Origin of the sequence: Prosthecomicrobium pneumaticum, from assembly GCF_014199915.1 — a bacterium.
In the GTDB taxonomy this organism is placed as follows: domain Bacteria; phylum Pseudomonadota; class Alphaproteobacteria; order Rhizobiales; family Kaistiaceae; genus Prosthecomicrobium; species Prosthecomicrobium pneumaticum.
The window spans coordinates 531,945-553,797 of the sequence record NZ_JACHOO010000002.1; the positions used below are offsets into that span (position 1 = coordinate 531,945).

Below are 21,853 nucleotides of genomic sequence, written 5' to 3' on the forward strand. Positions count from 1 at the left end.
AGACCCTCACCCTGCCCTCTCCCGCAAGCGGGAGAGGGGAAGAGGCGCTGTCCGGTGTCCCGACACACGAGCATCCGCTCACCACGCCTTCAGATTCTCTTCCGACGTCACCTCGATCCGGACGTTCGGACGGCTGGTGAAATCCTCGCGCAGTCGCGTGCCGAGGCCGGGCCTGTCGGGGAGCGTCAGCCGGCCCTCGATCATCGGGATGCGGTCTTCGAGCACATCGTCGTACCAGCCGTCGATATAGCCGCGCACCGTCTCCATGATCATGCCGTTCGGCGCGTGCAGCATCAGATGGGTCGCGGCCCAGAGCGCGACGGGTCCGATCGTGTCGTGGCAGGTGAAGGGCAGGTAATAGGTGTCGGCCATCGCCGCGACCTTGCGGCCTTCCGTGAGGCCGCCGCCCCAGGAGAGGTCCATCATGACGATGTCGACGGCGTTCTTCTCGATCCAGGGCCGGAAGCCGAAGCGGGTGAAGACGCGCTCGCTTTCGCAGATCGGCACGGTGGTCTGCGCCTTCAGCCGGACGAAGGCGTCGACATTGTCGGGCGGCATGATCTCCTCGAGCCAGAGCACGTCATAGGGTTCGAGCGCCCGAGCGATCTTCACCGAGGACGGCAGATCCCAGCGGCAATGGCCCTCGATGGCGATCTGCATCCGGTCGCCGACGGCACGGCGGATGTCCTCGACGACGGCGATGCCGGCCTTGAGGTCCTCGTTCGAGATGACGTGGCCGAGCGTGCCCGCCGCCGTCACGGCGCCCCAGACCATGGTCTGGCCGCGCTCGTTCTCCGGCCCGGCGAGGCCGGGGCCGAACCGGTCGAACGGCCAGACCTTCATCGCCGTGATGCCCTGTCTCAGCAGGTCCTCGGCGAGTTCGCCGGCGCGGCCGTTCGTCCAGGCGTCGAGATCGGGATATTTCCCGAAGCCGACGCAGGTGTTGTAGAGCCGGATCCGGTCCCGGCTGCGGCCGCCGAGCAGCGTGTGGATCGGCAGGCCGGCGATCTGGCCGAGGAGGTCCCACAGCGCCACGTCGATCGCCGAGATCGCCCGCATCTCGGCGCCCATCGGCCCGCAGAAATTGACGAGCGAGAAGAGGTTCTGCCAGTGGTTCTCGATGTCGCGCGGGTCGCGGCCGACGAGCAGCGGCGCATAGACGTCATGGATCACCGCGGCGACGGCGCGCGGCAGGTAATAGGTCTCGCCGAGGCCCGAAAGCCCGCTATCGGTGTGGATGCGGACCCACAGATTGTTCGGCAGCGCCTGGCGCGCCTTCGGATTGGCGGCGTTCCAGACGGCGTGCGGCTGGGCTTCGAACCAGATCGTCTCGACCTTGGTGATGCGCATCGTCCTGACTATCCCTTGACCGAACCTGCGGTGAGGCCGCGCAGCACATGGCGCTGGATCGCCATGTAGAAGAGCACGGGCATGACGGAGAACACGACGCCGGCCGCCATCAGAACGAAGAGCGGCGTGTCGAGCTGGGTCATCAGCGTCGCGATGCCGAGCGAGGCGGTATAGAGCTCGTTGCGGACGATCAGTGTCGACGCGAAGAGGTATTCATTCCAGCTCGCGAAGAAGGCGATCACGCTGACCGCGACGAGGCCGGGCTTCGCGAGCGGCAGGAAGATGCGCGGCAGCACGGAAAGCCGGTTGCAGCCGTCGATCAGCGCCGCCTCGACGATTTCCTTCGGGATCGCGTCGAAGGAGCTCTTCAGCACCCAGACGCAGAGCGGCACGACGAAGGCGGTGTGGAGGAGCGCGAGCGCGACGAGATTGTCGGTCCAGCCGAAGGCCCGGTAGAGCGCGAGCACCGGCGCGACGACGACGGCCGCCGGCATCATCTGGGTGAAGAGGAGCATCAGCCCGAAGGCCGACCGGCCTGTCCAATGCAGCCGTGACAGCGCATAGGCGGCCGGAATGACGAGAAGGAGCGTCGCCGCGACGACGAGGAGGGCGACGAAGATCGAGGTGACGAGCCAGCGGCCGATCGGCTTGTCGGCGAAGAGCTGCGCATAGGCCGCCCAGTTGAAGCCCTTCGGCACGAGGGGCGGCGGATAGGAGAGCGAATACTCGGTCGGCTGGATCGCCGACAGGAGCATCCAGTAGACGGGGAAGAAGACGACGGCGCAGACGATGACGATCGCCGCGACGCGGAGGATCTCGACCGGGGCGATCCTGCGCCGGCGCCGCGCGGAAGGGGCTGCCACACTCATGGCTCGCTCGCGATGCGGCGCTGCACGACCACGAAGGCGACCGTCGACAGGGCGGAGACGAGGAAGCCGATCACCGCGATCGCGCCGGCATAGCCGAAATTGTAGAAGCGGAAGGCCTGCAGATAGATCGCCGGGGCGAGCGTCGTCGTCGCATCGACCGGTCCGCCGCCGGTGATCAGCCAGATCAGGGTGAATTGCTGGGTCGAGAAGATGAAGGCGAGCACGGCGAGCAGCGCGATCGTGTCGCGCACGCCCGGCAGCGTGACGTGCCGGAACTGGGCGAGCGGCCCGGCGCCGTCGACCCGCGCCGCGTCATAGAGCTCGTCCGGCACGTTCTGCAGCGCGGCGAGGAGGACGAGCGCATAGAAGGGAAAGCCCTTCCAGACCGTGACGATGATCACCGCCGCCATGGCGAGCGTCGGGTCGAGCAGCCATTGCCGGTCCTCCCCGATGAAGGGCAGCAGGCCGGCGAGCCGGTTGAACACGCCGAAGGTCGGGTCGAGCATCAGGACGAAGGTGATGGCGACCGGGACGTCGGGGATCGCCCAGGGCACGGTGAGGATGCTGCGCACCAGGCCGCGGCCGCGAAAGCTCCAGTTCATCAAGAGCGCGACACCGAGCGCCACGACGAGGATCGCGACGACGACGGTGAGCGTGTAGACGAGCGTGTGGCCGAGCATCCGCCAGAAGTCGGGATCGGCGAGCATGAAGCGGTAATTGTCGAGGTCGAGGCCGCCCGCCGGCCCTTCGAGACTGAACAGCGCGCCGCGGACGATCGGATAGAGGATCAGCACCGCCTCGAGCACCAGAACGGGCAGGACGAGCAGATAGGGCAGCGCCTTGCCGGCGAGCACGCCGCGCCGGACGCGAACGTCCCCCTCCCCTCCGATCATCGCCGTCGCCGCCTGCAAGCCGCCTCTCCTCCTTCGCCGGACGCGCCCTCCGGCACCCCCGTCATCCGCGCCCTCTCCATCATCCCCGAAGGCGGGATGGCGGAGGGGGCCGGACGTCATGAATCCGGGCGCGCCCCGCGACGCGCCCGGAGGCCGCGCCGGCGTCAGATCCGGGCGGCGAGACCCTCGAGCTGACGCTGCGCGGCGTCCATGGCCGCTTTCACCGAGCCGCCGGGCTGCAGGGCGCGCTGGAAGTTCTGCATGATGATGCGGCCGAACTGATCGTCGACGTAAGCGAAGTCGCCCATCACATCGATCGGTGAGACCTGCTTCGCCTCGTTGAACCCCGACACCCACGGCTTGTCGGCGAGGAACGCCTTGAATTTCTCGGACTTCGCCGCGAGGTCATAGGGCGGGATGACGTAGAGATTGGTCTCCATCAATTCCGCCATGATGTCGGGCTGCATGGCGAATTTGATGAAGTCCATCGCGCCCTCGACATTCTTCGAGGTGTTGAGCGCCATCAGCGGATGGATGCGGTCGAGCGAACGGCGGCTCGCCCAGGGCGGCGCGGCCGACAGGAGGTTCGGGTAGATGTCGGGATTGGTGGCGCGCAGCACGACGACCGTCGGGTTGACGCCGAAGGCCTGCGCGACGCGGCCGTCGGCGGCGAGCTTCATGATCGCGCCCTGCGCCGTGCCCTGCGGCACGCCCGCCTCATAGAGCCGCTTCCACAGTTCGAGGCCCTTCACGGTCGCCTCGGAATTGGCGAGCGGCGTCTTCCCCTCGGCCCATTTGCCGTCATAGGGCAGGCAGAAATTCTGCAGCTGGAACCACCATTCGCCGCCATCGGCGATGGTGTTGGTGAGCGCGATGCCGAACTGGTTCGGCCGGTCGGTCAGCTTCGCCGTCGTCTCGACCCATTCATCCGCCGAGGTGGCGGGCTTCACCCCCGCTTTCTCGAACAGCGCCTTGTTGTAGACGAGCGCGAAATTCACATCGATGGCCGACAGGCCGTAGAGCTTGCCGTCCTGCTTCAGGAAGGCGTGGCCGCCCGAGGGGGTGATGCCGAGATCGGCGACGATCGGATCGAGCGGCTCGGCGAACTTGAACTTGCGGATGGTCTGCGCCGCGAGATCGGGCATCGCCATCAGGATGTCGGCGTCGATGCCGCCGGCCTGCGCCTGGATGACGACGTTGGAGGCGTACTGGCTCGCCGGCCAGCCGGTCCACTCGACCTTGTACTGGCTCTGCGACTGATTGAACTTGTCGAGCACGGCGTTCCAGCCGTCCTTCTCGCCGGGCTGGAACTGCTCCCAGCTCATCAGCTTCAGCGTCTTGCGTTCCTGCGCCCGGACACGCCCTGCAGCGAGCGGCGCCAGCGCCGCGCTCGCGCCGAGCGCGGCTGCGCCCGACAGGAAGCGGCGCCGTGAAGGACCGCGCGATGCGCCGGTGCGGCCCGTGGCTTCCGAAGTGGCCATCCCTCTCTCCCTCGTTTCTCGCGTCGCCGATGCGATTGCATTCGACGATCGTTTATTGTTTACAATCCGAGCGTAGAGGTCGGAGGCACGGCGTGTCAAGGCGAGCGGCGGCGGAGAGGGCGGCGAAGAAGGGAGGCAGCGCGGCGCGGTCAGCCGGTCGCGGCGAAGCGCCCGCTCGCCTTCAGGAGCGCCAGCAGCCGGGCATAGGCGAGGCCGATATGGCTCTCGATCGCGGCGCGGGCGGCCGCAGGGTCGCCGGCGCGGACGATCTCGAGCAGCGCGAGATGATCGCGGTGCCAGCTGTCGAGATAGTCGTCGGGCAGCGCGTCGCGCAGCAGGAGGAACATCATCACCTGCGAGCGCAGCGTCTCCCAGGCGCGATAGAGCCGGGCGTGGCCGGCGGCCCGGAAGATCGCATCGTGGAAGTCGATGTCGAGTTCGGCGACGATCTTGCGCGAGATCTCAATGCGCGGCGTGTCGCGGAAGCGCGTCAGCACCGCCTCGATCGCGGCGATCTCGGCCGGGCCGGCCCGGCGGCAGGCACAGTCGATGGCGAGCGTCTCGAGCGCCGTCCTGAGGCTGTAGATCTCGGCCGCGTCCTCCGGCGAGATCGCCCGCACGGTGGCGCCGCGATGTGCCTCGTGCGCGACGAGCCCCTCCTGCTCCAGGCGGAAGATCGCCTGGCGCACCGGGCCGCGGCTGACCTTCAGCATCGCGGCGAGATCATCCTCGATCAGGCGCATCCCCGGCTTCAGCTTGCCGGCGAGGATCGCGTCGCGCAGCGCATCGACGACGTCGTCCATCAGGACGCGGCGGCGGGTGGGAGAGAGGGCGGAAAGTTCGTCGCTCATCTTCAATTGTTTACAATCAACGAAGGCCGTCCGCCAAGGGTCATGCGCCCCGGCGTCCGGCACACCAGCGAGGCTCCATGCGCATTCTGAAGGTCAACACCTACGCCCCCGATACGCCGCTCTATCAGGCCTTCGGTCCCGACGTCACCTTCGACATCCATCGGGCCGGCGCCGAGGCCGTCGCGCCGCCTTCCGCCGAGCGCTGTCGCGCCGCCGATGCGGTGATCAACTGCGCCGCGACCCTGCCGCTCGGCATGCCGCCCTCGGCCTTCGAGAACTGCAGGATCGTGGTGCGGGAGGGCGTCGGCTACGACAATCTCGACCTCGAAGGCTTCGGCGCGCGCGGCGTGCCGGTCTGCAACGTGCCGGATTACGGCACGACCGAGGTCGCCGACCATGCGATCGCGCTGATGCTCGCTTTCGCCCGCGGCACGGCGACCTATCAGGAGGCGGTGCGCGACGATCCGGCCGGCTGGAACTTCGCCGGCGCGCCGCTCGTCCGCCGGCTGCGCGGGGCAACCTTCGCCGTGCTCGGCCTCGGCCGGATCGGCCTCGCCGCGGCCCGGCGGGCCGCCGCCTTCGACATGAAGGTGATCTTCTACGATCCCTACCTTCCGAACGGCGCGGAACTCGCCGTCGGCTATGAGCGGGTTCGCTCGCTCGACGAGGCGATGGCGCGCGCCGACGTGCTCTCCGTCCACACCCCGCTCAACGACGAGACGCGCGGCATGGTCGGCGCGGCGGCGCTCGCCAAGGCGAAGCCCGGCCTCATCGTCGTCAACACGGCGCGCGGCCCGATCGTCGACCTCGATGCGCTGACCGAGGCGCTCCGGAGCGGCCGCGTCGCCGGCGCCGGCCTCGACGTGCTGCCGAAGGAGCCGGCCGATCCCGACCATGCGCTCATCCGCGCCTGGCGGGCCCGCGAGGCCTGGACGGAAGGCCGGCTCGTCGTCACGCCGCACGCCGCCTTCTACAGCCCCTCGGCGCTCGAGGACATGCAGCGCAAGGCGATCGAGGTGATCGTCACCTATCTGCGCGAGGGCGTGCTGATGAACTGCGTCAACCGCGAACATCTGCGGGCGCGCACGCCGGCCTGAAGCTGGCGCGATCGGGCAATCGAATGGCGCGATCGGTCATTGCGCCGCGCCGCGATGCACCTATCTTCCCGCCGAGCGGCGGCCGCCAGGGGCGGTCGCCGCGTTCCGGTGCGGAGGCCCCAAATCCATGGACCGCATGCCGATCGATCGCTGCCGGATGCCGACGGCGATGTGGCGGGCCATCGAGGATGTCGGCCTGCCGCCGGCGGCGGTGCTGCGCCAGGCGCGGCTTCCCGCCGCCTTCCATCTCGACCCGCACGCCATCCTCACCACCGCCCAGTTCTTCGAGCTCTGGCGCGCCGTCGAGACGCTCTCCGGCGATCCGAACGTCGCCATGCGCATGCTCGAGGCGGCACGCTCGGCCGGCTACCAGCCGCTCTTCCTCGCCGCCTGCTACGCCGCGGATTTTCGCGACGGGCTCGCCCGGATCCTGCGCTTCAAGCGGCTGACCACCTGCGAACAAGTCGATTCGGAGGAGCGCGACGGGACCTTCACCCTCTTCAAGCGCTGGCCGCACGCGACCGGTCCGGAGCCGCTCATCCTCGTCCAGCTGAGCTTCGCCTTCGCGCTCGAACTGGGCCGGCGCGGCACCGGATTACCCATCGCTCCGATCCGTGTGGAGTTCAGCCATTCCGGACCGCGCAGCCCGGAGTGCGACACCTTCTACGGCGTGCCGGCCCGCTATGGCGCAACGGGAAATCGTCTGGTGCTCGCCTCGGCCGATCTCGACCGGCCCTTTCCCGGGCACAATCCCGAACTGCTCGCCATTCTCACACCGGCCCTGACCGCGGCCCTCAGCGCGGACTGTCCGGAGGAGACGGTTGCCGAGCGGGTGAAGACCACCCTCAAGCAGCGGCTCGCCGGCGGACGGCCGGATGTCGGCGCGATCGCCCGCGACCTCGGCATGAGCGAGCGGACGCTGCAGCGGCGCATCACCGAGGAGGGGACGAGCTTCCGCACCCTGCTCGCCGAGGCACGGCGCGAGATGAGCCGGGCGCTGCTCGCCGAGCCCGGCACGGAGATCGACGAGGTCGCGTGCCTGCTCGGCTACCAGGACAAGACCTCGTTCTACCGCGCCTTCCGCGACTGGGAGGGCATCACGCCGGGCAAATGGCTGGCGCAGAACGGCCCCGGCGCCGCGGCGGCCGCCGCCCGGGCGGGCTGAACCGCGCCGACCCCGCCGATCGATTGGCGTCTTTTGCCAATCGGATGGCGCACTCTGCCAATGTCTCCACGGAGTGGCGTTCCTATCTTCCGGCCGTCGCACCCTTTCAGGAGTTCGCCGCCATGGCCACCGTCCTCATCACCGGCTGCTCGTCCGGCTTCGGCCTCGAGACCGCCCGCCTCTTCCTCGACCGCGGCTGGACCGTCGTCGCCACCATGCGCACGCCGCGCGAAGACCTGCTGCCGGCCTCGGACCGGCTGCGCATCCTCCCCCTCGACGTCACCGATGCCGACAGCATCGCCCGCGCCGTCGAGGCCGCGGGTCCGATCGACGTGCTCGTCAACAATGCCGGCATCGGCTGGCTGAATGCCGCCGAGGCGACGCCGATCGGCATGGTTCGTGACATCTTCGAGACCAACACGCTCGGCACCATCGCCATGGTGCACGCCGTGCTGCCGCAGTTCCGTGCCCGCGGTGCCGGGGTGATCGTCAATGTGACGTCGACCGTGACGATGGCGACCTTCCCGCTCCTCTCCGCCTATACGGCGAGCAAGGTCGCCGTGAATGCCTTCTCCGAGGCGCTGGCGCTCGAGACGGCGCAGATCGGCGTCAGGACCCACATCGTGCTGCCGGGCCGCGCGCCCGACACCCGCTTCGCCGACAATGCGCGCGGCCACACCGGCGCAGACACGGCGATCCCCGAAGCCTATGCGCCGCTCGCAACGCAGATGTTCGCGATGTTCGCCGATGCCGACGCACCGGTCACCCGCGCGGACGATGTGGCCGAGGCCGTCTGGCGGGCCGCGACCGATCCGGCGGCACCGCTCCGCCTGCCGGCCGGCGCCGATGCGCTCGCCCTCGCGGCGGCCGCCTGAAGCCGGCCTTCGCCCCGTCCCAAGGGGCGGGGCGTTCAGTCGAGGCGGAAGGGCGAGAAGGTCATCGCCCCTTCCGCCCGCTCGCCGGGCGCGAGCACGATGACGCCCAGCTCCGCCTCGCGGCCGGCCACCATGTGGTCGAAGGCGGAGGTGGCATGGGTCTGCGGCTCGAGGCAGAAGAACGGCGCGTCCGGGCTGCAATAGAGCATCAGATGACCGTAGAGCGGATCGGCGACGATCTCGAGCCCGACGCCCCGGCTCGGCCAGCGGATCTCGGCGACGCCGTGCCAGCCGCTGTAGCAATTGTTCCGCCAGCCGCGCGGCAGCGCGCTCCAGTCGTGGAAGGAGAGCTCGGGCGGGATCGAGACCGGATCGGTCGCGACATGGTCCGGCCCCTCGAGCCAGAATTTCTCCGCCGAGAAGCGCAGCTCGACATCCGGGTCGCGGATGAACCACGGATGGGCGCCGAACCCGAACGGCATCGTCTCCGGCCCGCGATTCTCGACGGCCATGGTGAGAACGAGCGCCTCCGGCGTGAGGGCGAAGCGCTGTTCGGCCCGATAGGCATAGGGCTCGCCGGCGATCGCACGGTCGAGCGACAGGATCGCCGCGTCGAGACCGAGCCGCGTCTCTGTCCAGGCGGAATGCCAGCCCGTGCCGTGCACATGGTAGCGCTCCGGCGGGTTGTTGGCGGGGAAGTCGAAGCCTCTGCCGCGGAAGCTGAGCCGGTTGCGGCCGATCCGGTTGGCGAAGGGGACCATCGGGAACATCGCGGCGCCGATCGGATCGTGCCGGGCCTGCGCCTCGGCGGACATCGGCCGCATCAGATCGACCGGACGGCCATCGACCCGCATCCGGAAGGCGGCGACGCTGCCGCCCGCCGCCGGGGCGAGCGCGAGTTCGAGGCCGCCGCTCACCAGCATATCGCTCTGCATGGTCTCTCCTCCGCCACGCGCATCCCGCCCTTCTACCTCTCCGGACGTCGCGGCGGGAGCCCCTGCACGCCCCTGGCCGGCGTCTCGTCGCCGCGGAGGCGGCACGTCGGACCGCGGCGCCCGAGGAGCGGCGCCTCAGTCCGGCCAGGCGAGCGCGGCGGCGAGACCGGCCGTGCGGTATTCGGCATGGGAGAGACGGCGGCCGTCGCCCTGCGCACGCGCCGCCTCGATCTCCGCGCGGATGGCGGTCGCCACCAGCTCCGCTTCCGCCGCATCGAGATTGCACGGATCGAGATGGACGATGCCCGTCTCGACGAGATCGGCGCGGACGCGGATCGAGGGCGTGCGGGCCGCGAGCCGGTCTGCGAGTTCCCAGGCGAACAGCCCCGCCGCTTCGCCGACGCCGATCTCGACGCGGTCGATCGGATTGCCGGTCCAGTCCGGCTGGCGGCGGAGCGTCAGGCCGGGCGCATCGGCGAGCGCCGCGAGCCATGCCGCGACGATCGCCGTCTCGCGAGCCCGCGCCGCGGCGTGATCGCGCCGGCCCCAGGCTTCGAGCGCGGCGATCGCGCCGACGATGCCCTCCTTGCCGACCTTCATCGCCCGACCGATGCCGCGGCTCTGCAGATAGGCGGCACGGACGAGGTCCTTGCGGCCGGCGACGATGCCGGCGGTCGGCCCGCCGAGGAATTTGTGGGCGCTCCAGATGACGAGATCGGCTCCGGCAGCGATCGCGCCGGTGAGATCGTATTCGCTCGCCATGTCGACGATCACCGGCACGCCCTTCGCACGGCAGAGCGCGACGAAGGTCGGCAGATCGGGCTGGCCGGTCGGCACGACGTGATGCGAAACGACGAAGAGCCCGGCCGCCGTGCGCTCCGACAGGGCGGCGGCGACATGGAAAGGCTGCACGTCGAAGGCGGTTCCGGCGGAAACGACCATGGCCCCGGAGAGCCGGATCATCTGGCCGACCGGCGCGCCGAAATTGACGAGATGGCCGGCCGGCACGACGACCTCGTCGCGCAGCCCGCCGGTGTCGGGCAGGCGCTCGATCGCGGCCGGATCGGCGCCGGTCATCGCGGCGGCGACGCCGAGCGTCATCGCCGAGGCGCTCGAGGACGTGACGAAACCGGCTTCCGCACCCGTCGCTGCGGCGATCACGGCGCTCGCCTTCCGCTGCAGGTCGGCGATGTCGACGAACTCCGGCAACACCGACGCGACCGCGGCGACGGCCTCGGGCACGACGCGCGAGGCGCCGATCACGGTCATCGTGCCGGAGGCGTTGATGACGGGGGCAAGCCCGAGCGCGTCGTGGATCGCCGCCATGGTTCAGCCCGGAGAGAGCCGGAAGTCGTTGCCTTCCGGCAGGATCTGGCCCCCGTCGATGACGATCGTGGTGCCGGTGACATAGGCGGCGTCGTCGGACGCGAGGAAGAACACGGCGCCGGCGATGTCTTCCGGCGTGCCGAGCCGGCCGAGCGGGACCGCCTCCTCCATCTGCCGGATGAAGGCGGGGCTCCGGTGCGCCTTCATGCCCTCGGTCAGGATGTTGCCGGGCTCGACGCCGTTCACCGTGATGCCATAGCCCGAGAATTCGAGCGCGGCGGCGCGGATGAAGCCGTTGATGCCCGCCTTCGACGCCGAGTAGTGGCCATGGCCGGGGCTCGTCACCTTCGGCCCGGTGATCGAGGAGGTGAAGATCATCCGGCCGCCGCCGCGCGCCCGCATCGCCGGCAGGGCCGCCTGCGCGGCGAGGAAGGTGCCGCGCAGATTGACGCCGAGCACGGCGTCCCATTCCTCGGCCGAGATGTGCTCGATCAGCGTCCAGGGATAGATGCCGGCGTTCTGGACCAGGATGTCGAGCCCGCCGAACGCCTCGACGGCGGTCGCGACCGCGAGATCGGCGCCGGCCTTCTGCGCAATGTCGACGGCAACGAAGCGGGCGACCTCCGGCCCGCCGAGTTCGGCGACCGTCGCGGCGCCGGCCTCGGCCTCGGTATCGGCGACGACGACCTTCGCCCCCTCCGCGACGAAGCGGGCGGCAATGCCCTTGCCGATCCCCCGCGCCGCGCCGACGACGAGGGCGACGCGGCCGAGAAGCCTCTTCTCACGCGATACGGTCATCAGGCGAGTTTCTTTCGGATCTGGAGCTTCATGGTGTCGAGCAGCACGGCGGCGAGCACCATCGCGCCCTGGATCAGCTGGGTGAAATGGGCGGGCATGCCCATCAGGTTGATCGCGGTCTGGATCGAGGAGAGCAGCAGCACGCCGGCATAGACACCCGTCAGGCTGCCGACGCCGCCCTTCAGGCTGACGCCGCCGATGACGACCGCCGCGAAGGTCTGGAACAGCATGCCGACGCCGAGATTGGCCGTCGCGCCCGATGTGCGGATGGCGAGCAGCCAGCCGGCGAGACCGGCGATCGCACCGGCGAGGATGAAGGTGATCACCGTCAGCCGGTCGACGCGGATGCCGGCGCGATAGGCGGCGACCGGATTGCCGCCGATCAGCAGCAGATGGCGGCCGAAGGGGGTCTTCCGCAGGACGAAGGCGAAGGCGAGCGTCGCGACGATCGACACCCAGGCGATCAGCGGCACGTTGAGGAAGCGCTCGATCGCGAAGACGCGGAGCGCGGCCGGCATTTCCTGCGCCGAGCGGCCGCCCGACAGCGCCACGACGAGGCCGCGGCCCCAGATATAGGCGGCGAGCGTGACGATGAAGGCGTTCATCTTCAGCCGGACGACGAAGAAGGCGTTCGTCGCGCCGACCACCGCACCGACGGCGAGCGCCACGGCGAGCGAGACCGGCACGACGAGCCATTCCGGCGTCAGCGTGATGCCGAGCCCGACCCCCGAGGCGGCGAACAGGATGCCGATCACCATCGCCGAGAGCGCCATCACGGACTCGATCGACAGGTCCATATAGCCGGCGATGATGAGGAGCGAGAGGCCGATCGCCAGCGTGCCGACAAAGGTCGCCTGCTCGATGATGTTGGCGAAGATGCCGATCTGGAAATAGTTCGGAACGGCGAACGAGAAGATCGCGACGACCGCGACGAGAATGAACCAGACGAGATTGTCGAGGACGAACTCGATCGCCGCCCGGCGGCGGGGAGAGACCATGGAGCGGCTCCGAAGGAGGACGGCGCGGGGGGAGGATGCGGACGCCGGTCGCGCCGGCGTCCGCAAGCAAGGCTCGACCGATCAGGGGACCGGGGCGACCGGCGTCTCCGGGGTCTTCATGTTGCCCCAGAACTTCGGATCGTCGACATTGTCCTTGGTGATCGCGGCGCCGGGCAGCTTGATGTTCGGGCCCCAGCTCTCGATCGTCAGCGTGCCCTGGAGGCCGAGCACGTCATAGCTGCCGGGCTTCAGCTCCTGCTTGCCGACCACCTTGTCGGCGAACATCGCGAGCGCCGCCGCCTGGGCGAACAGCGGCTGCTCGACCTCGACCTGTTCCCAGCCCTTGCGGATCAGGTCGAGACCGACAGGCGCGCCGTTCGAGGAGACGAGGAGCACGTCGCCCGGCTTCTTGCCGGCCGCCTCGAGCGAGGCGACGGCGGCGACCGCCAGATGCGCGGCGTGGACGAAGACGAGATCGATGTCGGGATTGGCGAGCAGCTGGTCGGCGACGATCGAACCGGCATTCGAGGCTTCCCACTGCATCGCCGGATGGGTGATGATGGTGACGTCCGGGAAGGCCTTCATCTTGGCCTCGAAGCCCTTCTGGATGTCGAGCGTGTAGGGGTCGCCGGGGTCGCCGAGCACCTGAAGGACCTTGCCCTTCACCGCGCCGTTCTTCTCTTTCAGGAGGCGCTCGATCTCGCCGGCGGCGACCTCGCCGATCTCGACCGTGCCGGCCACCGAGGTGAAGTCGGAGACGGTCGAGGTGATCTGGCGGTCGAACTGCATCACCGGGATGCCGGCGGCGCGGGCGGCCTCGATCTGCGGCTTCAGCGCGTTGAAATCGACCGCGGCGAGCACGATCGCCGAGGGCTTCAGGGCGATGACGTCGTTCATCTGGCCCTGCTGCACGTCGGTCTTGTTGTCGGCGTTGAGGGTCACCGTCTTGTAGCCGACATCGCCCATGAACTTCTCGATCGCCGAGACCGAGCCGGTCTGGAATTCGTCGAGCAGGGTCGGAACGAGGTAGTAGATCGTGCCCTTGTCCTGCGCGAAGGCGGGCGTCATGAACGTCGCGGCGGCGAGCGCGACCGCACCCGCCAGTGTCGCCATCATTCTCTTCATGTCGATGTTCCCTGTGCTCTCTTCCGGAAGTGGAAGGCGGCCGCGGCCGCCGGTTACGCCGGGCCCGTTGTCCGGGCCTCCGCGATCGGTGCGCGGGGCGGCTTGACCGCCTCGCCGGTAATCATCCGCACCACCTCGTCCGCGGTGGTGTCCTCGGTCCTCACGTCGCCCGCCACCTGGCCCTGCCGGATGACGACCATCCGGTCGGCGACCTGGAAGGCCTGTGCCATGATGTGGGTGATGATGACGACGCTGATCCCCTGCGCGGCGATGCGCTTGATCATCTCGAGGCCGCGCCGCGTCTGCTCGACACCGAGTGCGGCGAAGGGCTCGTCGAGCAGCACCAGCTTGCCGCCCCAGTGGACGAAGCGGTTCAGCTCGATCGCCTGGCGCTGGCCGCCCGAGAGATGCTCGACATTGGTCCTGAGCGAGGGGATGCGGGTGCCGGCGTCGGCGATCGCCTTGGCGGTTGCCGCCTCCATCGCCCGCTCCTGCAGGATCGGGATACCGAGGAAGCGCTTCACGATCTCGCGGCCCATGAAGAAATTGGCCACCACGTCGACATTCGTGCAGAGCGAGAGGTCCTGATAGACGGTCTCGATGCCGGCGGCCTTCGCCTCGGCGGGCGATCCGAAGCGGACCTCGCGGCCCTCATAGACGAGCCGGCCGCCCGACGGCTCCAGCCCGCCGGAGATGATCTTGACGAGGGTCGACTTGCCGGCGCCGTTGTCGCCGAGCAGCGCGACGACCTCGCCTTTTCCGATCTCGAAGGTGATGCCGCGCAACGCTTCGATGGCGCCGAAATTCCTGGTGATGCCGTCGAGGCTGAGAAGGGGTTCGCGTGCCGTCATGCGGCGACCTCCGGCTTGTTCGCTCCGGCCATGATGGGATCCCGCTCGACCCGTTCCTCCTCGCCGGCGAAGAGGAGGCCGAAGCGCGGCGACAGAACGCCGGAGACGGCGAGCGCGGCGGCGCCGCGCAGCACCGCGTCCTGGCCTTCGCCGGTCGGGGTGAGCCGCTCCGCCGCCCGGCCGCCATGCTCGGCGATGGAATGCGGCAGCGGCGCCGCAGCGGCGACGAGGCGGGCGAGCAGCGCATCGGGCGCCAGCCCGCCGATCAGGATCGTCTCGGGATCGAAGAGGTTCTCGATGGTCACGACGGCGGCGCGCAGCAGCGGCGCCACCTCCTCCACCCAGGCCGCGACCGCCGGTGCACCGCCCGCCACCGCGGTGGCGAGATCGGCCGTCGGATCGTCCGCCTTCAGGCGCCGGTCGAGCGCATCGAGCGAGAGATAGCGCTCGAGGCAGCCGCGATTGCCGCAAGGGCAGAGATCGCCGCCCGGCACCGCCGGGATATGGCCGATCTCGCCGGCATTGCCGCGCGCGCCGCGCAGCACGACGCCGTCCTGCACCATGGTGCCGCCGAGGCCGACGCCGAAATAGAGATAGTAGAAGTCGCGGAAGGCACGGCCGGCGCCATAGAGCCGGGCGCCGAGCGCCGCGGCGGCGAGATCGACGCCGACAAAGGCCGGCAGCCCGGTCGCCGCCTCGAGCCGCTCCGCGATGCGGACTTCACGCCAGCCCTCGAGCGTCGTCGGGCCGACGAAACTCATCGTCTCGACGCCGACCGGCCCGGGCATCGCCATGCCGATGCCGAGCATGCGGCCGGTGGGGCGGAGCGCCCGAATCTCGGCAACGAGGGCGCCGCAGCGCGCGAAGGCGGCATCCGGATCGCTCGGCGCGCCCGGGCTGCCGCGGCGGGCGATGACGTCGCCGGCGAGATTGATGAGCGCCGCCTCGATGCCGAGCGGCGTGACGTGCAGGCCGATCGCGAAGCCGCCCTCGGGATTGAGCGTCAGTGTCGCCGGCGGGTGGCCGCGGCCCTTGCGCGGCTCCTTGGCGCTGCGCACGAAGCCCTGCAGCTCGAGCTCGCGGGTGATGGTCGAGACGGTCTGGACGGTGAGGCCGACCTTCTGGGCGATCTCGGCGCGGGCGATCGGGGCGGAGAGCCGAATGGTCTCGAGCACGATCCGCCGGTTGTACGGCCGCCCGAATTCCTGATTGGTCCCCCGCAGAGTCATCCGCGCCCCGCCCCGTCTTTGCCCAAACGGTAGCACCGATGAATTTCAAGTCAAATGGATTTCAAAAAAGAGGACGCAGAGCACGGCCGTCTCCCCGAACACCCGTCACCCCGGCCTCCGTGCCGGGGTCCATAATCGTGTCGCGTGGCGAAGACGCACCACGACGCCCTATCGATCTGCCGTTCCTCCGGCGCGTGCGGTACCACGCCCCCCGCGCCGTCATCCCGGGCGAGGCGAAGCCGGGACCTGCGACCCATCAGGCAGACCATATGGAACCGCACGGCTCGATGGACCCAGGCCTTCGCCGGGGTGGCGAATGGAAAGGTCGCGCCGAGACGCCGCACCTCACGATTATGGATGCCGGCACGGAGGCCGGCATGACGGGGGGTGGGGCTGTTCGCGAGGCGGCGGAGGGGCGAGCGGCGAGAGGGCGGGCTGGACGTGGCAGGAGGCTTCGAGGACGCAGAGCACGGGTGCCATCGAGAGCACCCGTCACCCCGGCCTCCGTGCCGGGGTCCATAATCGTGTCGCGTGGCGAAGACGCACCACGACGCCCTATCGATCTGCCGTTCCTCCGGCGCGTGCGGCACCACGCCCCCCGCGCCGTCATCCCGGGCGAGGCGAAGCCGGGACCTGCGACCCATCAGGCAGACCACATGGAACCGCTCGGCTCGATGGACCCCGGCCTTCGCCGGGGTGGCGAATGGAAAGGTCGCGCCGAGACGCCGCACCTCACGATTATGGATGCCGGCACGGAGGCCGGCATGCCGGGGGTTGGGGCTGTTCGCGAGGCGGCGAAGGGGCGAGCGGCGAGAGGGCGGGCTGGACGTGGCAGGACGCTACGTGGCAGGACGCTTCGAGGACGCAGAGCATGGGTGCCATCGAGAGCACCCGTCGCCCCGGCCTCCGTGCCGGGGTCCATAATCGTGTCGCGTGGCGAAGACGCACCACGACGCCCTATCGATCTGCCGTTCCTCCGACGTGTGCGACACCACGCCCCCCGCGCCGTCATCCCGGGCGAGGCGGGGCGGAGGCCCGGTATCCATCCCGCGGGGAGAACACGGCGAGGCCGTCCGGCGCCGCGGGGCCCGCCTTTCCGAGGTGATGATGGATGGAGAGCGCCGTGCCAGGACGCCAAAGGACACGATTATGGATGCCGGCACGGAGGCCGGCATGACGGGGGGTGGGGGCTGTTCGCGAGGCGGCGGAGGGGCGAGCGGCGAGAGGGCGGGCTGGACGTGGCAGGACGCTACGTGGCAGGACGCTTCGAGGACGCAGAGCATGGGTGCCATCGAGAGCGCCCGTCACCCCGGCCTCCGTGCCGGGGTCCATAATCGTGTCGCGTGGCGAAGACGCACCACGACGCCCTATCGATCTGCCGTTCCTCCGGCGCGTGCGGCACCACGCCCACCCCCCGCGCCGTCATCCCGGGCGAGGCGAAGCCGGGACCTGCGACCCGTCAGGCAGACCATATGGAACCGCACGGCTCGATGGACCCCGGCCTTCGCCGGGGTGGCGAATGGAAAGGTCGCGCCGAGACGCCGCACCTCACGATTATGGATGCCGGCACGGAGGCCGGCATGACGGGTGGAGAGGGCCGATCGGAGGAGCCGCCAGGACGAACTCCGGGAACGGCAGCTCCCCCGCAGGGGCGCAGCGAAACGCGCCCGGCCGCGCCGCCATTCCGCCGCGCCATCCGTCACATCATGAAGCCGGCCGTCCAGCCGCCGTCGACCATCATCAAATGGCCCGTCATGTAGGAGTTTTCCGGCGCGGCGAGGAAGAGGATCGCCTCGGCGATCTCCTCGACATCCGCCGGGCGGCCGAGGGGGACGTGGTCGAGGAACGCGGCCATCTGCGCCCGGAAGGTGCCGTCGTCACCGTAGAAGAGCTTCTTCGTGCCCTCGGTCAGCACCGAGCCCGGCGCGAGCGCGTTGACGAGGATGCCCTTCGGACCGAGCTCGAGCGCCATCGAACGCGTCAGGTGGATGACGCCCGCCTTCGCCGCGACGAAGGCGCTCTGCAGCCGCATCGCCGTGACGCCGACCACCGAGGCGATGTTGACGATGCGGCCGGCGCCCTGGCGGATCATCGGCTGCACCGCCGCGCGGCTCACCACATAGAGCCCGTCGAGATCGATCGAGACGACGCGGTGCCATTCCTCCTTCGGGAAGGCGTCGATGTCGACGCGGTCCTTGAAGGTGTTGACGCCGGCATTGTTGACGAGCACGTCGAGCCGGCCATAGCGGGCGAGCGTCGCCGCGACGGCGCGTTCGGCCGCGTCCGGGTCGCGCACATCGAGGGCGAGGCCGAGCGCATCGGGGAGCGAGGCCGCCACCGCCTCGGCGCCCGCCGCGTCGATGTCGGCGACCACCACCGCGGCACCGTTCTCGGCGAGCCGCTTCACCGTCGCCCGGCCGATGCCGCCGGCGCCGCCGGTCACGAAGACGACGCGGCCGTTGAGATCGCAGCGCATCAAAACCTCCCAGATTCGACCAAGGGCGGGCATTTCGGTGCAGCGACAAACGTTATAATATCTGCCTTCACTCCGGAATCGGGCGCCCGCCGCCCGGCCTCCAGCCAAGGACAGACCGCTTGCTCGACGACGGAACCAAGGACGGCCCGCTCGACGCCCTTTCCGGCGAACCGCTCGACCGGCGGCACGGCCCGCTCTACCAGCAGCTCGCCGACATCCTGCGGCAGCAGATCGCCGACGGCATCTTCCCGATCGGCTCGGCGCTGCCGAAGGAGGCCGAGCTCGCCGATCGTTTCGCGATCAGCCTGATCACGGTGCGCCGCAGCCTGCGCGAGCTGGAGGACGAAGGGCTGATCCGCAAGCGCGCCGCGAAGCCCGCCGTCGTCGCCGCCTCCGAGCCGCTGATGCGGCCGAGCATCGACTTCCACAGCCTCGCCGCGATCGCCGAATCGACCCGCCACCGCAAGCTGCGCATCCGCTCCTATGGCCGTGAGGTCTCGGCCGCCGCCGCCGACGCCTTCGGCCTCGAGCCCGGCGAGAGCGTCTATTGCCTGCGGGCCGTGCTGCATGTCGACGGCCAGGCGGTCAGCCAGCACACCATCTATTTTCCGCCGACGATCGGCAGCCGGCTGAAGAAGGCCGATTTCGACGATGTCGTGGTGTTCCGCTCGGTGCAGCGTCAGCTCGGCATCCGGCTGTCCGGCGCCCGGGTGACGCTGAAGGCGGAGATCGCCGACGCCGACCTCGCCCACGAACTCAACTATCCGGAGGGCGCGCCGGTGCTGGTCGCTCAGATGCTCTATCGCTCGGTCGACGGCGAGCCGATCGAGCTGTCGATCGCCCGGAACCGCGCCGACACCTTCAGCGTGACCTACGACGCGCCGAACGACCTGGTCTAGCGAAGCGACGGCACTCATCCCCTTGGCCTGAGGCGAACGGGTCCTCGCCAGGGGACCCCGGCCGCGGGACCCGGCCGACCGTGCGGGACCCGCGGGCGCCGCGCGGAGGGGGGTTGAGCCCGCCGCCCTCGAAGCGGCGCGATCAGAAATTCCGCGCATAGCCCGCTGCCCAGCCGCCGTCGACATTGAGCGTGTGGCCGGTCATGTAGCCGTTCTGCGGATCGGCGAGGAAGAGCGCCGCGGCCGTGATCTCGGAGAGGGTCGCCGGACGGCGAAGGCCGGTATGGCCGAGGAAACGGGCGTTCGCCGGGTCCGCCCCCTCCCCCGCCGCATAGGCGCCGACCGCGACCGCATTCACCCGCACCGCGGGACCGCGTTCCATCGCGAGGGTGCGGGTGAGCGCGACGAGCCCGGCCTGCGCCGCCGAAAAGGCGGCCGCGCCGCGGACCGGCACGAGGCCGGCGGACGAGACGATGAGGATCGCCCGGGCGAGATGCGGCGCGAGGCGGCGGATCGCGCCGGCGAAGGCGGTGAACTCCGCCATGTCGCCGTCATCCTCCGCCGGCAGACCGTCCGCGCCGCAGCTCGCGGCGAGGAGGAGGACGGGCGTGCCGTGCGCCGCGACCGCCGCGGCGAGCGCCGCTTCGTCCGCCGATGCGGGGCGCACGATGCGGGCGCCGTTCGCGGCGAGTGCGGCCTCGACGGCCGTCGCGACCGTGCCGGGCGTGCCGACGAGGAAAGCGAGGCGGCCGTCGAGATCGATCTTCACAGCATGGGCTCCGTCAGGTCCAGGACTGGGGAACGGCCTTGCCGTAGCGGCCCGCGGCGGCCTCGAGCGCCGCCCAGGTCACGGCGTCGACCGGGATGCCCGCCTCGGCGCGGCGGGCGGCTTCCGCCTTCTCGACATCGCCCGGCGCCATCACCGTCTGGCCCGGATGGGCGGGCTGGCGGCGCAGATCGGCGAGGAAAGCGCCGACGCGCGCATCGAAGGCGGCGAAGGCCTGGAAGATCGACGGATTCATCACGAGGAAGAAATGGCCGATCGGGATGGTCTTCGAATAATCGCTGCCGGCGAGCGGATCGATCGTCGCGCCATGGCCCATGCCCGTGAAGGCCGAGCAGAGAATGTCGACCATCGAGGCGAGGCCGGCGCCCTTGTAGCCGAAATCGGCGCCGCCGAGCGGCCGCACCGCGGTCGCGGCGTGCGGATCGCGCGTCGGATGGCCCTCGGCGTCGACCGCCACTTCGGCCGGCAGCGGCGTGCCGGTGGCGCGGCGCAGGAAGATGCGGTTGTAGGGGATGGCGCTCGTCGCCATGTCGAGCAGCATCGGCTCCTCGCCCGGCGCCGGCACGGCGAAGGCGAGCGGATTGGTGCCGAAGAAGGGCTTCTTGCCGCCGAACGGCACCACGGCCGGATCGGCATGGGTCATGGAGATGGCCGCGAAGCCTTGCCGCGCCGCGGCGAGCGCGTAGACGCCCGAGGCGCCGTGATGCGAGGAGCGGCCGACGGTGATCGCCGCGACGCCCGCCTCCTTCGCGAGCGCGATGCCTTCCTCGATCGCCCGGTAGCTCGCCAGATGGCCGAAGCCGTTATCGGCATCGACATGGCCGACCGCCGCCGCCTTCTTCTCGAAGCCGAGCACCGGCCGGCCGTTGATACGGCCGCCCTCGATCATCTGCAGATACCACGGCACGAGCCGGACGCCGTGCGTGTCGACACCGCGCGATGAGGCATCGACGACCGAGCGGGCAACCGCGGCAGCGCTCGGCGCATCGGCCCCTGCCGCGCCGAGCAGCGCCTCGACATATTCCTCGAGCGCCGCCTTCGCCGTGCGCACGCCGTTCAACTGTTCGATCGCCATCCGTCTCTCCCGATCGGCGCGGTCTTCAGACGAGGAGACGCAGGGGCGTCTCGACCAGCGCCTTGAACGCCGCGAGATACGCCGCCGCGTCGCCGTCGTCGAGACGGTCGGGATCGTAACTGAGGAGACAATCGGCGATTCCGGCGGCATCCGCGCCGCCGACGACCAGCCGGGCGACCGCCCCGGCCGGGATCGGCGCCGCGACGGGCCGCAGGCCGGCCCGGCCGATGAAGGAGAGCGCGAGCGTCGCCACGCCCGGCTCGGAGGCCGCGCGGCGGGCGGCGATGCCGCCAAGCGACAGGCCGGCGAGCCGCCCGAGGACACGGCCGCCGTCGCGCGCGCCTCCCGGGAGGCCGATCGCACCATCGAGCGCCGGAGCCTCGGCGAGCGCCACCGCAGCGGCCTTGAGGCAGACGTCCTCGCGGCCGACACCGGGGGCGAGATCGCCGAGCCGCGCGAGGAGGTCGGCGACGGCCGAAAAGTCGATCGCCACCGCGAGCGCGGCGGGCACCGGCACGGCCGCCGCGGCCGGGACAGCCGGAGCTTCGGCTGGGACCGGAGCCGGCGCGGCGGCGGGCGGCGGCGCCGGCTGGACCGGGGCAGGCACGAAACCGATCACGTCGGCGGCGACGACGCGGCCGTTCGGGCCGGAGCCGGCGAGCGCGGCGAGCGGCACGCCCCGCTCGCGGGCGAGCCGGCGGGCATAGGGCGTGGCGAGAATGCGCCCGGCGGGCGCGGCGGCGAGAGCGCTCACGGAGTTCTCCTTCGCGCGC

At 70.3% G+C, this 21,853-nt stretch carries 20 protein-coding genes; 4 read left to right on the forward strand and 16 right to left on the reverse strand.

Annotated features, from left to right (window positions below; all coding sequences use genetic code 11):
* Positions 1–78: 78 nt before the first annotated feature.
* From GGQ63_RS06215 to GGQ63_RS06235, 5 genes are all read right to left on the reverse strand, one after another.
* Complete coding sequence (locus GGQ63_RS06215) at positions 79–1,350, reverse strand: mandelate racemase/muconate lactonizing enzyme family protein (protein WP_183853646.1); 1,272 nt, start codon at positions 1,348–1,350, stop codon at positions 79–81.
* 8 nt (positions 1,351–1,358) lie between these two features.
* Positions 1,359–2,219, reverse strand: a complete 861-nt coding sequence (locus GGQ63_RS06220; protein ID WP_183853648.1) for a carbohydrate ABC transporter permease — start codon at positions 2,217–2,219, stop codon at positions 1,359–1,361.
* A complete protein-coding gene (locus GGQ63_RS06225; protein WP_183853650.1) occupies positions 2,216–3,130 on the reverse strand; it encodes a carbohydrate ABC transporter permease in 915 nt (304 codons plus the stop codon). Before GGQ63_RS06225 ends, GGQ63_RS06220 begins: the two co-directional genes overlap by 4 nt.
* A gap of 146 nt (positions 3,131–3,276) precedes the next feature.
* Positions 3,277–4,593: an extracellular solute-binding protein gene (locus tag GGQ63_RS06230; protein ID WP_183853652.1), complete on the reverse strand. Its 1,317-nt coding sequence runs from the start codon at positions 4,591–4,593 to the stop codon at positions 3,277–3,279.
* Between the two features lie 149 nt (positions 4,594–4,742).
* Complete coding sequence (locus GGQ63_RS06235) at positions 4,743–5,444, reverse strand: GntR family transcriptional regulator (RefSeq protein WP_183853654.1); 702 nt, start codon at positions 5,442–5,444, stop codon at positions 4,743–4,745.
* Between the two features lie 77 nt (positions 5,445–5,521).
* On the opposite strand from GGQ63_RS06235, the gene GGQ63_RS06240 reads away from it, so the two are divergent.
* The 3 genes from GGQ63_RS06240 to GGQ63_RS06250 all read left to right on the forward strand — a co-directional run bounded on the left by GGQ63_RS06240 (position 5,522) and on the right by GGQ63_RS06250 (position 8,581).
* Complete coding sequence (locus tag GGQ63_RS06240) at positions 5,522–6,541, forward strand: C-terminal binding protein (RefSeq protein ID WP_183853657.1); 1,020 nt, start codon at positions 5,522–5,524, stop codon at positions 6,539–6,541.
* A gap of 127 nt (positions 6,542–6,668) precedes the next feature.
* On the forward strand, positions 6,669–7,706 hold the full coding sequence (locus GGQ63_RS06245) for an AraC family transcriptional regulator (protein ID WP_183853659.1): 1,038 nt from the start codon (positions 6,669–6,671) through the stop codon (positions 7,704–7,706).
* A 122-nt stretch (positions 7,707–7,828) separates the two neighbouring features.
* Positions 7,829–8,581, forward strand: a complete 753-nt coding sequence (locus GGQ63_RS06250) for an SDR family oxidoreductase (protein ID WP_183853661.1) — start codon at positions 7,829–7,831, stop codon at positions 8,579–8,581.
* Between the two features lie 35 nt (positions 8,582–8,616).
* Here the strand turns inward: GGQ63_RS06250 and GGQ63_RS06255 are convergent, their stop codons facing one another.
* The 8 genes from GGQ63_RS06255 to GGQ63_RS06290 all read right to left on the reverse strand — a co-directional run bounded on the left by GGQ63_RS06255 (position 8,617) and on the right by GGQ63_RS06290 (position 18,319).
* The gene (locus tag GGQ63_RS06255) at positions 8,617–9,516 is read right to left on the reverse strand and encodes an aldose 1-epimerase (RefSeq protein WP_246429633.1); all 900 of its coding nucleotides are present in this window, start codon (positions 9,514–9,516) and stop codon (positions 8,617–8,619) included.
* A 135-nt stretch (positions 9,517–9,651) separates the two neighbouring features.
* Positions 9,652–10,842, reverse strand: coding sequence for an aminotransferase class V-fold PLP-dependent enzyme (locus tag GGQ63_RS06260; protein WP_183853663.1), 1,191 nt, complete (start codon positions 10,840–10,842; stop codon positions 9,652–9,654).
* Positions 10,843–10,845: 3 nt separating this feature from the next.
* Positions 10,846–11,640 (reverse strand): SDR family NAD(P)-dependent oxidoreductase, encoded by a 795-nt coding sequence (locus GGQ63_RS06265; RefSeq protein WP_183853665.1) that lies wholly within the window; start codon positions 11,638–11,640, stop codon positions 10,846–10,848.
* Positions 11,640–12,638: an ABC transporter permease gene (locus GGQ63_RS06270; protein ID WP_183853667.1), complete on the reverse strand. Its 999-nt coding sequence runs from the start codon at positions 12,636–12,638 to the stop codon at positions 11,640–11,642. The genes GGQ63_RS06265 and GGQ63_RS06270 overlap by 1 nt, the downstream gene beginning before the upstream one ends.
* An 81-nt stretch (positions 12,639–12,719) precedes the next feature.
* A complete protein-coding gene (locus GGQ63_RS06275; RefSeq protein WP_183853669.1) occupies positions 12,720–13,763 on the reverse strand; it encodes a sugar ABC transporter substrate-binding protein in 1,044 nt (347 codons plus the stop codon).
* A gap of 53 nt (positions 13,764–13,816) precedes the next feature.
* Positions 13,817–14,614 carry an ATP-binding cassette domain-containing protein gene (locus GGQ63_RS06280; protein ID WP_183853671.1) on the reverse strand — a complete coding sequence of 266 codons (798 nt, stop codon included), beginning with the start codon at positions 14,612–14,614 and terminating at the stop codon, positions 13,817–13,819.
* Entirely contained in the window at positions 14,611–15,843 is a 1,233-nt protein-coding gene (locus GGQ63_RS06285; RefSeq protein ID WP_183853673.1) for an ROK family transcriptional regulator, read from the reverse strand. Before GGQ63_RS06285 ends, GGQ63_RS06280 begins: the two co-directional genes overlap by 4 nt.
* A gap of 1,699 nt (positions 15,844–17,542) precedes the next feature.
* Entirely contained in the window at positions 17,543–18,319 is a 777-nt protein-coding gene (locus tag GGQ63_RS06290; protein ID WP_183853675.1) for an SDR family NAD(P)-dependent oxidoreductase, read from the reverse strand.
* 119 nt (positions 18,320–18,438) lie between these two features.
* Here GGQ63_RS06290 and GGQ63_RS06295 point away from each other — a divergent pair, with 119 nt between their 5' ends.
* Positions 18,439–19,218 carry a GntR family transcriptional regulator gene (locus tag GGQ63_RS06295; RefSeq protein WP_183853677.1) on the forward strand — a complete coding sequence of 260 codons (780 nt, stop codon included), beginning with the start codon at positions 18,439–18,441 and terminating at the stop codon, positions 19,216–19,218.
* A gap of 142 nt (positions 19,219–19,360) precedes the next feature.
* Here the strand turns inward: GGQ63_RS06295 and GGQ63_RS22320 are convergent, their stop codons facing one another.
* Genes GGQ63_RS22320 through GGQ63_RS06310 form a run of 3 tightly spaced genes read right to left on the reverse strand, consistent with a single transcriptional unit; the run spans position 19,361 to position 21,834 of the window.
* Positions 19,361–19,987, reverse strand: a complete 627-nt coding sequence (locus tag GGQ63_RS22320) for an SDR family oxidoreductase (protein ID WP_210308398.1) — start codon at positions 19,985–19,987, stop codon at positions 19,361–19,363.
* Between the two features lie 13 nt (positions 19,988–20,000).
* On the reverse strand, positions 20,001–21,080 hold the full coding sequence (locus tag GGQ63_RS06305) for an Ldh family oxidoreductase (protein ID WP_183853679.1): 1,080 nt from the start codon (positions 21,078–21,080) through the stop codon (positions 20,001–20,003).
* Positions 21,081–21,105: 25 nt separating this feature from the next.
* Positions 21,106–21,834: an E3 binding domain-containing protein gene (locus GGQ63_RS06310; RefSeq protein WP_183853681.1), complete on the reverse strand. Its 729-nt coding sequence runs from the start codon at positions 21,832–21,834 to the stop codon at positions 21,106–21,108.
* Positions 21,835–21,853: the final 19 nt, after the last annotated feature.

What these genes read in the sequence shown, in the direction of transcription:
- GGQ63_RS06275 (WP_183853669.1), bottom strand. Translation starts at nt 13,763, where the DNA reads ATGAAGAGAATGATGGCGACACTGGCGGGTGCGGTCGCGCTCGCCGCC.
- GGQ63_RS06245 (WP_183853659.1), top strand. Translation starts at nt 6,669, where the DNA reads ATGGACCGCATGCCGATCGATCGCTGCCGGATGCCGACGGCGATGTGG.
- GGQ63_RS06285 (WP_183853673.1), bottom strand. Translation starts at nt 15,843, where the DNA reads ATGACTCTGCGGGGGACCAATCAGGAATTCGGGCGGCCGTACAACCGG.
- GGQ63_RS06270 (WP_183853667.1), bottom strand. Translation starts at nt 12,638, where the DNA reads ATGGTCTCTCCCCGCCGCCGGGCGGCGATCGAGTTCGTCCTCGACAAT.
- GGQ63_RS06290 (WP_183853675.1), bottom strand. Translation starts at nt 18,319, where the DNA reads ATGCGCTGCGATCTCAACGGCCGCGTCGTCTTCGTGACCGGCGGCGCC.
- GGQ63_RS06255 (WP_246429633.1), bottom strand. Translation starts at nt 9,516, where the DNA reads ATGCAGAGCGATATGCTGGTGAGCGGCGGCCTCGAACTCGCGCTCGCC.
- GGQ63_RS06215 (WP_183853646.1), bottom strand. Translation starts at nt 1,350, where the DNA reads ATGCGCATCACCAAGGTCGAGACGATCTGGTTCGAAGCCCAGCCGCAC.
- GGQ63_RS06305 (WP_183853679.1), bottom strand. Translation starts at nt 21,080, where the DNA reads ATGGCGATCGAACAGTTGAACGGCGTGCGCACGGCGAAGGCGGCGCTC.
- GGQ63_RS06220 (WP_183853648.1), bottom strand. Translation starts at nt 2,219, where the DNA reads ATGAGTGTGGCAGCCCCTTCCGCGCGGCGCCGGCGCAGGATCGCCCCG.
- GGQ63_RS06240 (WP_183853657.1), top strand. Translation starts at nt 5,522, where the DNA reads ATGCGCATTCTGAAGGTCAACACCTACGCCCCCGATACGCCGCTCTAT.
- GGQ63_RS06260 (WP_183853663.1), bottom strand. Translation starts at nt 10,842, where the DNA reads ATGGCGGCGATCCACGACGCGCTCGGGCTTGCCCCCGTCATCAACGCC.
- GGQ63_RS06230 (WP_183853652.1), bottom strand. Translation starts at nt 4,593, where the DNA reads ATGGCCACTTCGGAAGCCACGGGCCGCACCGGCGCATCGCGCGGTCCT.
- GGQ63_RS06250 (WP_183853661.1), top strand. Translation starts at nt 7,829, where the DNA reads ATGGCCACCGTCCTCATCACCGGCTGCTCGTCCGGCTTCGGCCTCGAG.
- GGQ63_RS06280 (WP_183853671.1), bottom strand. Translation starts at nt 14,614, where the DNA reads ATGACGGCACGCGAACCCCTTCTCAGCCTCGACGGCATCACCAGGAAT.
- GGQ63_RS06265 (WP_183853665.1), bottom strand. Translation starts at nt 11,640, where the DNA reads ATGACCGTATCGCGTGAGAAGAGGCTTCTCGGCCGCGTCGCCCTCGTC.
- GGQ63_RS06235 (WP_183853654.1), bottom strand. Translation starts at nt 5,444, where the DNA reads ATGAGCGACGAACTTTCCGCCCTCTCTCCCACCCGCCGCCGCGTCCTG.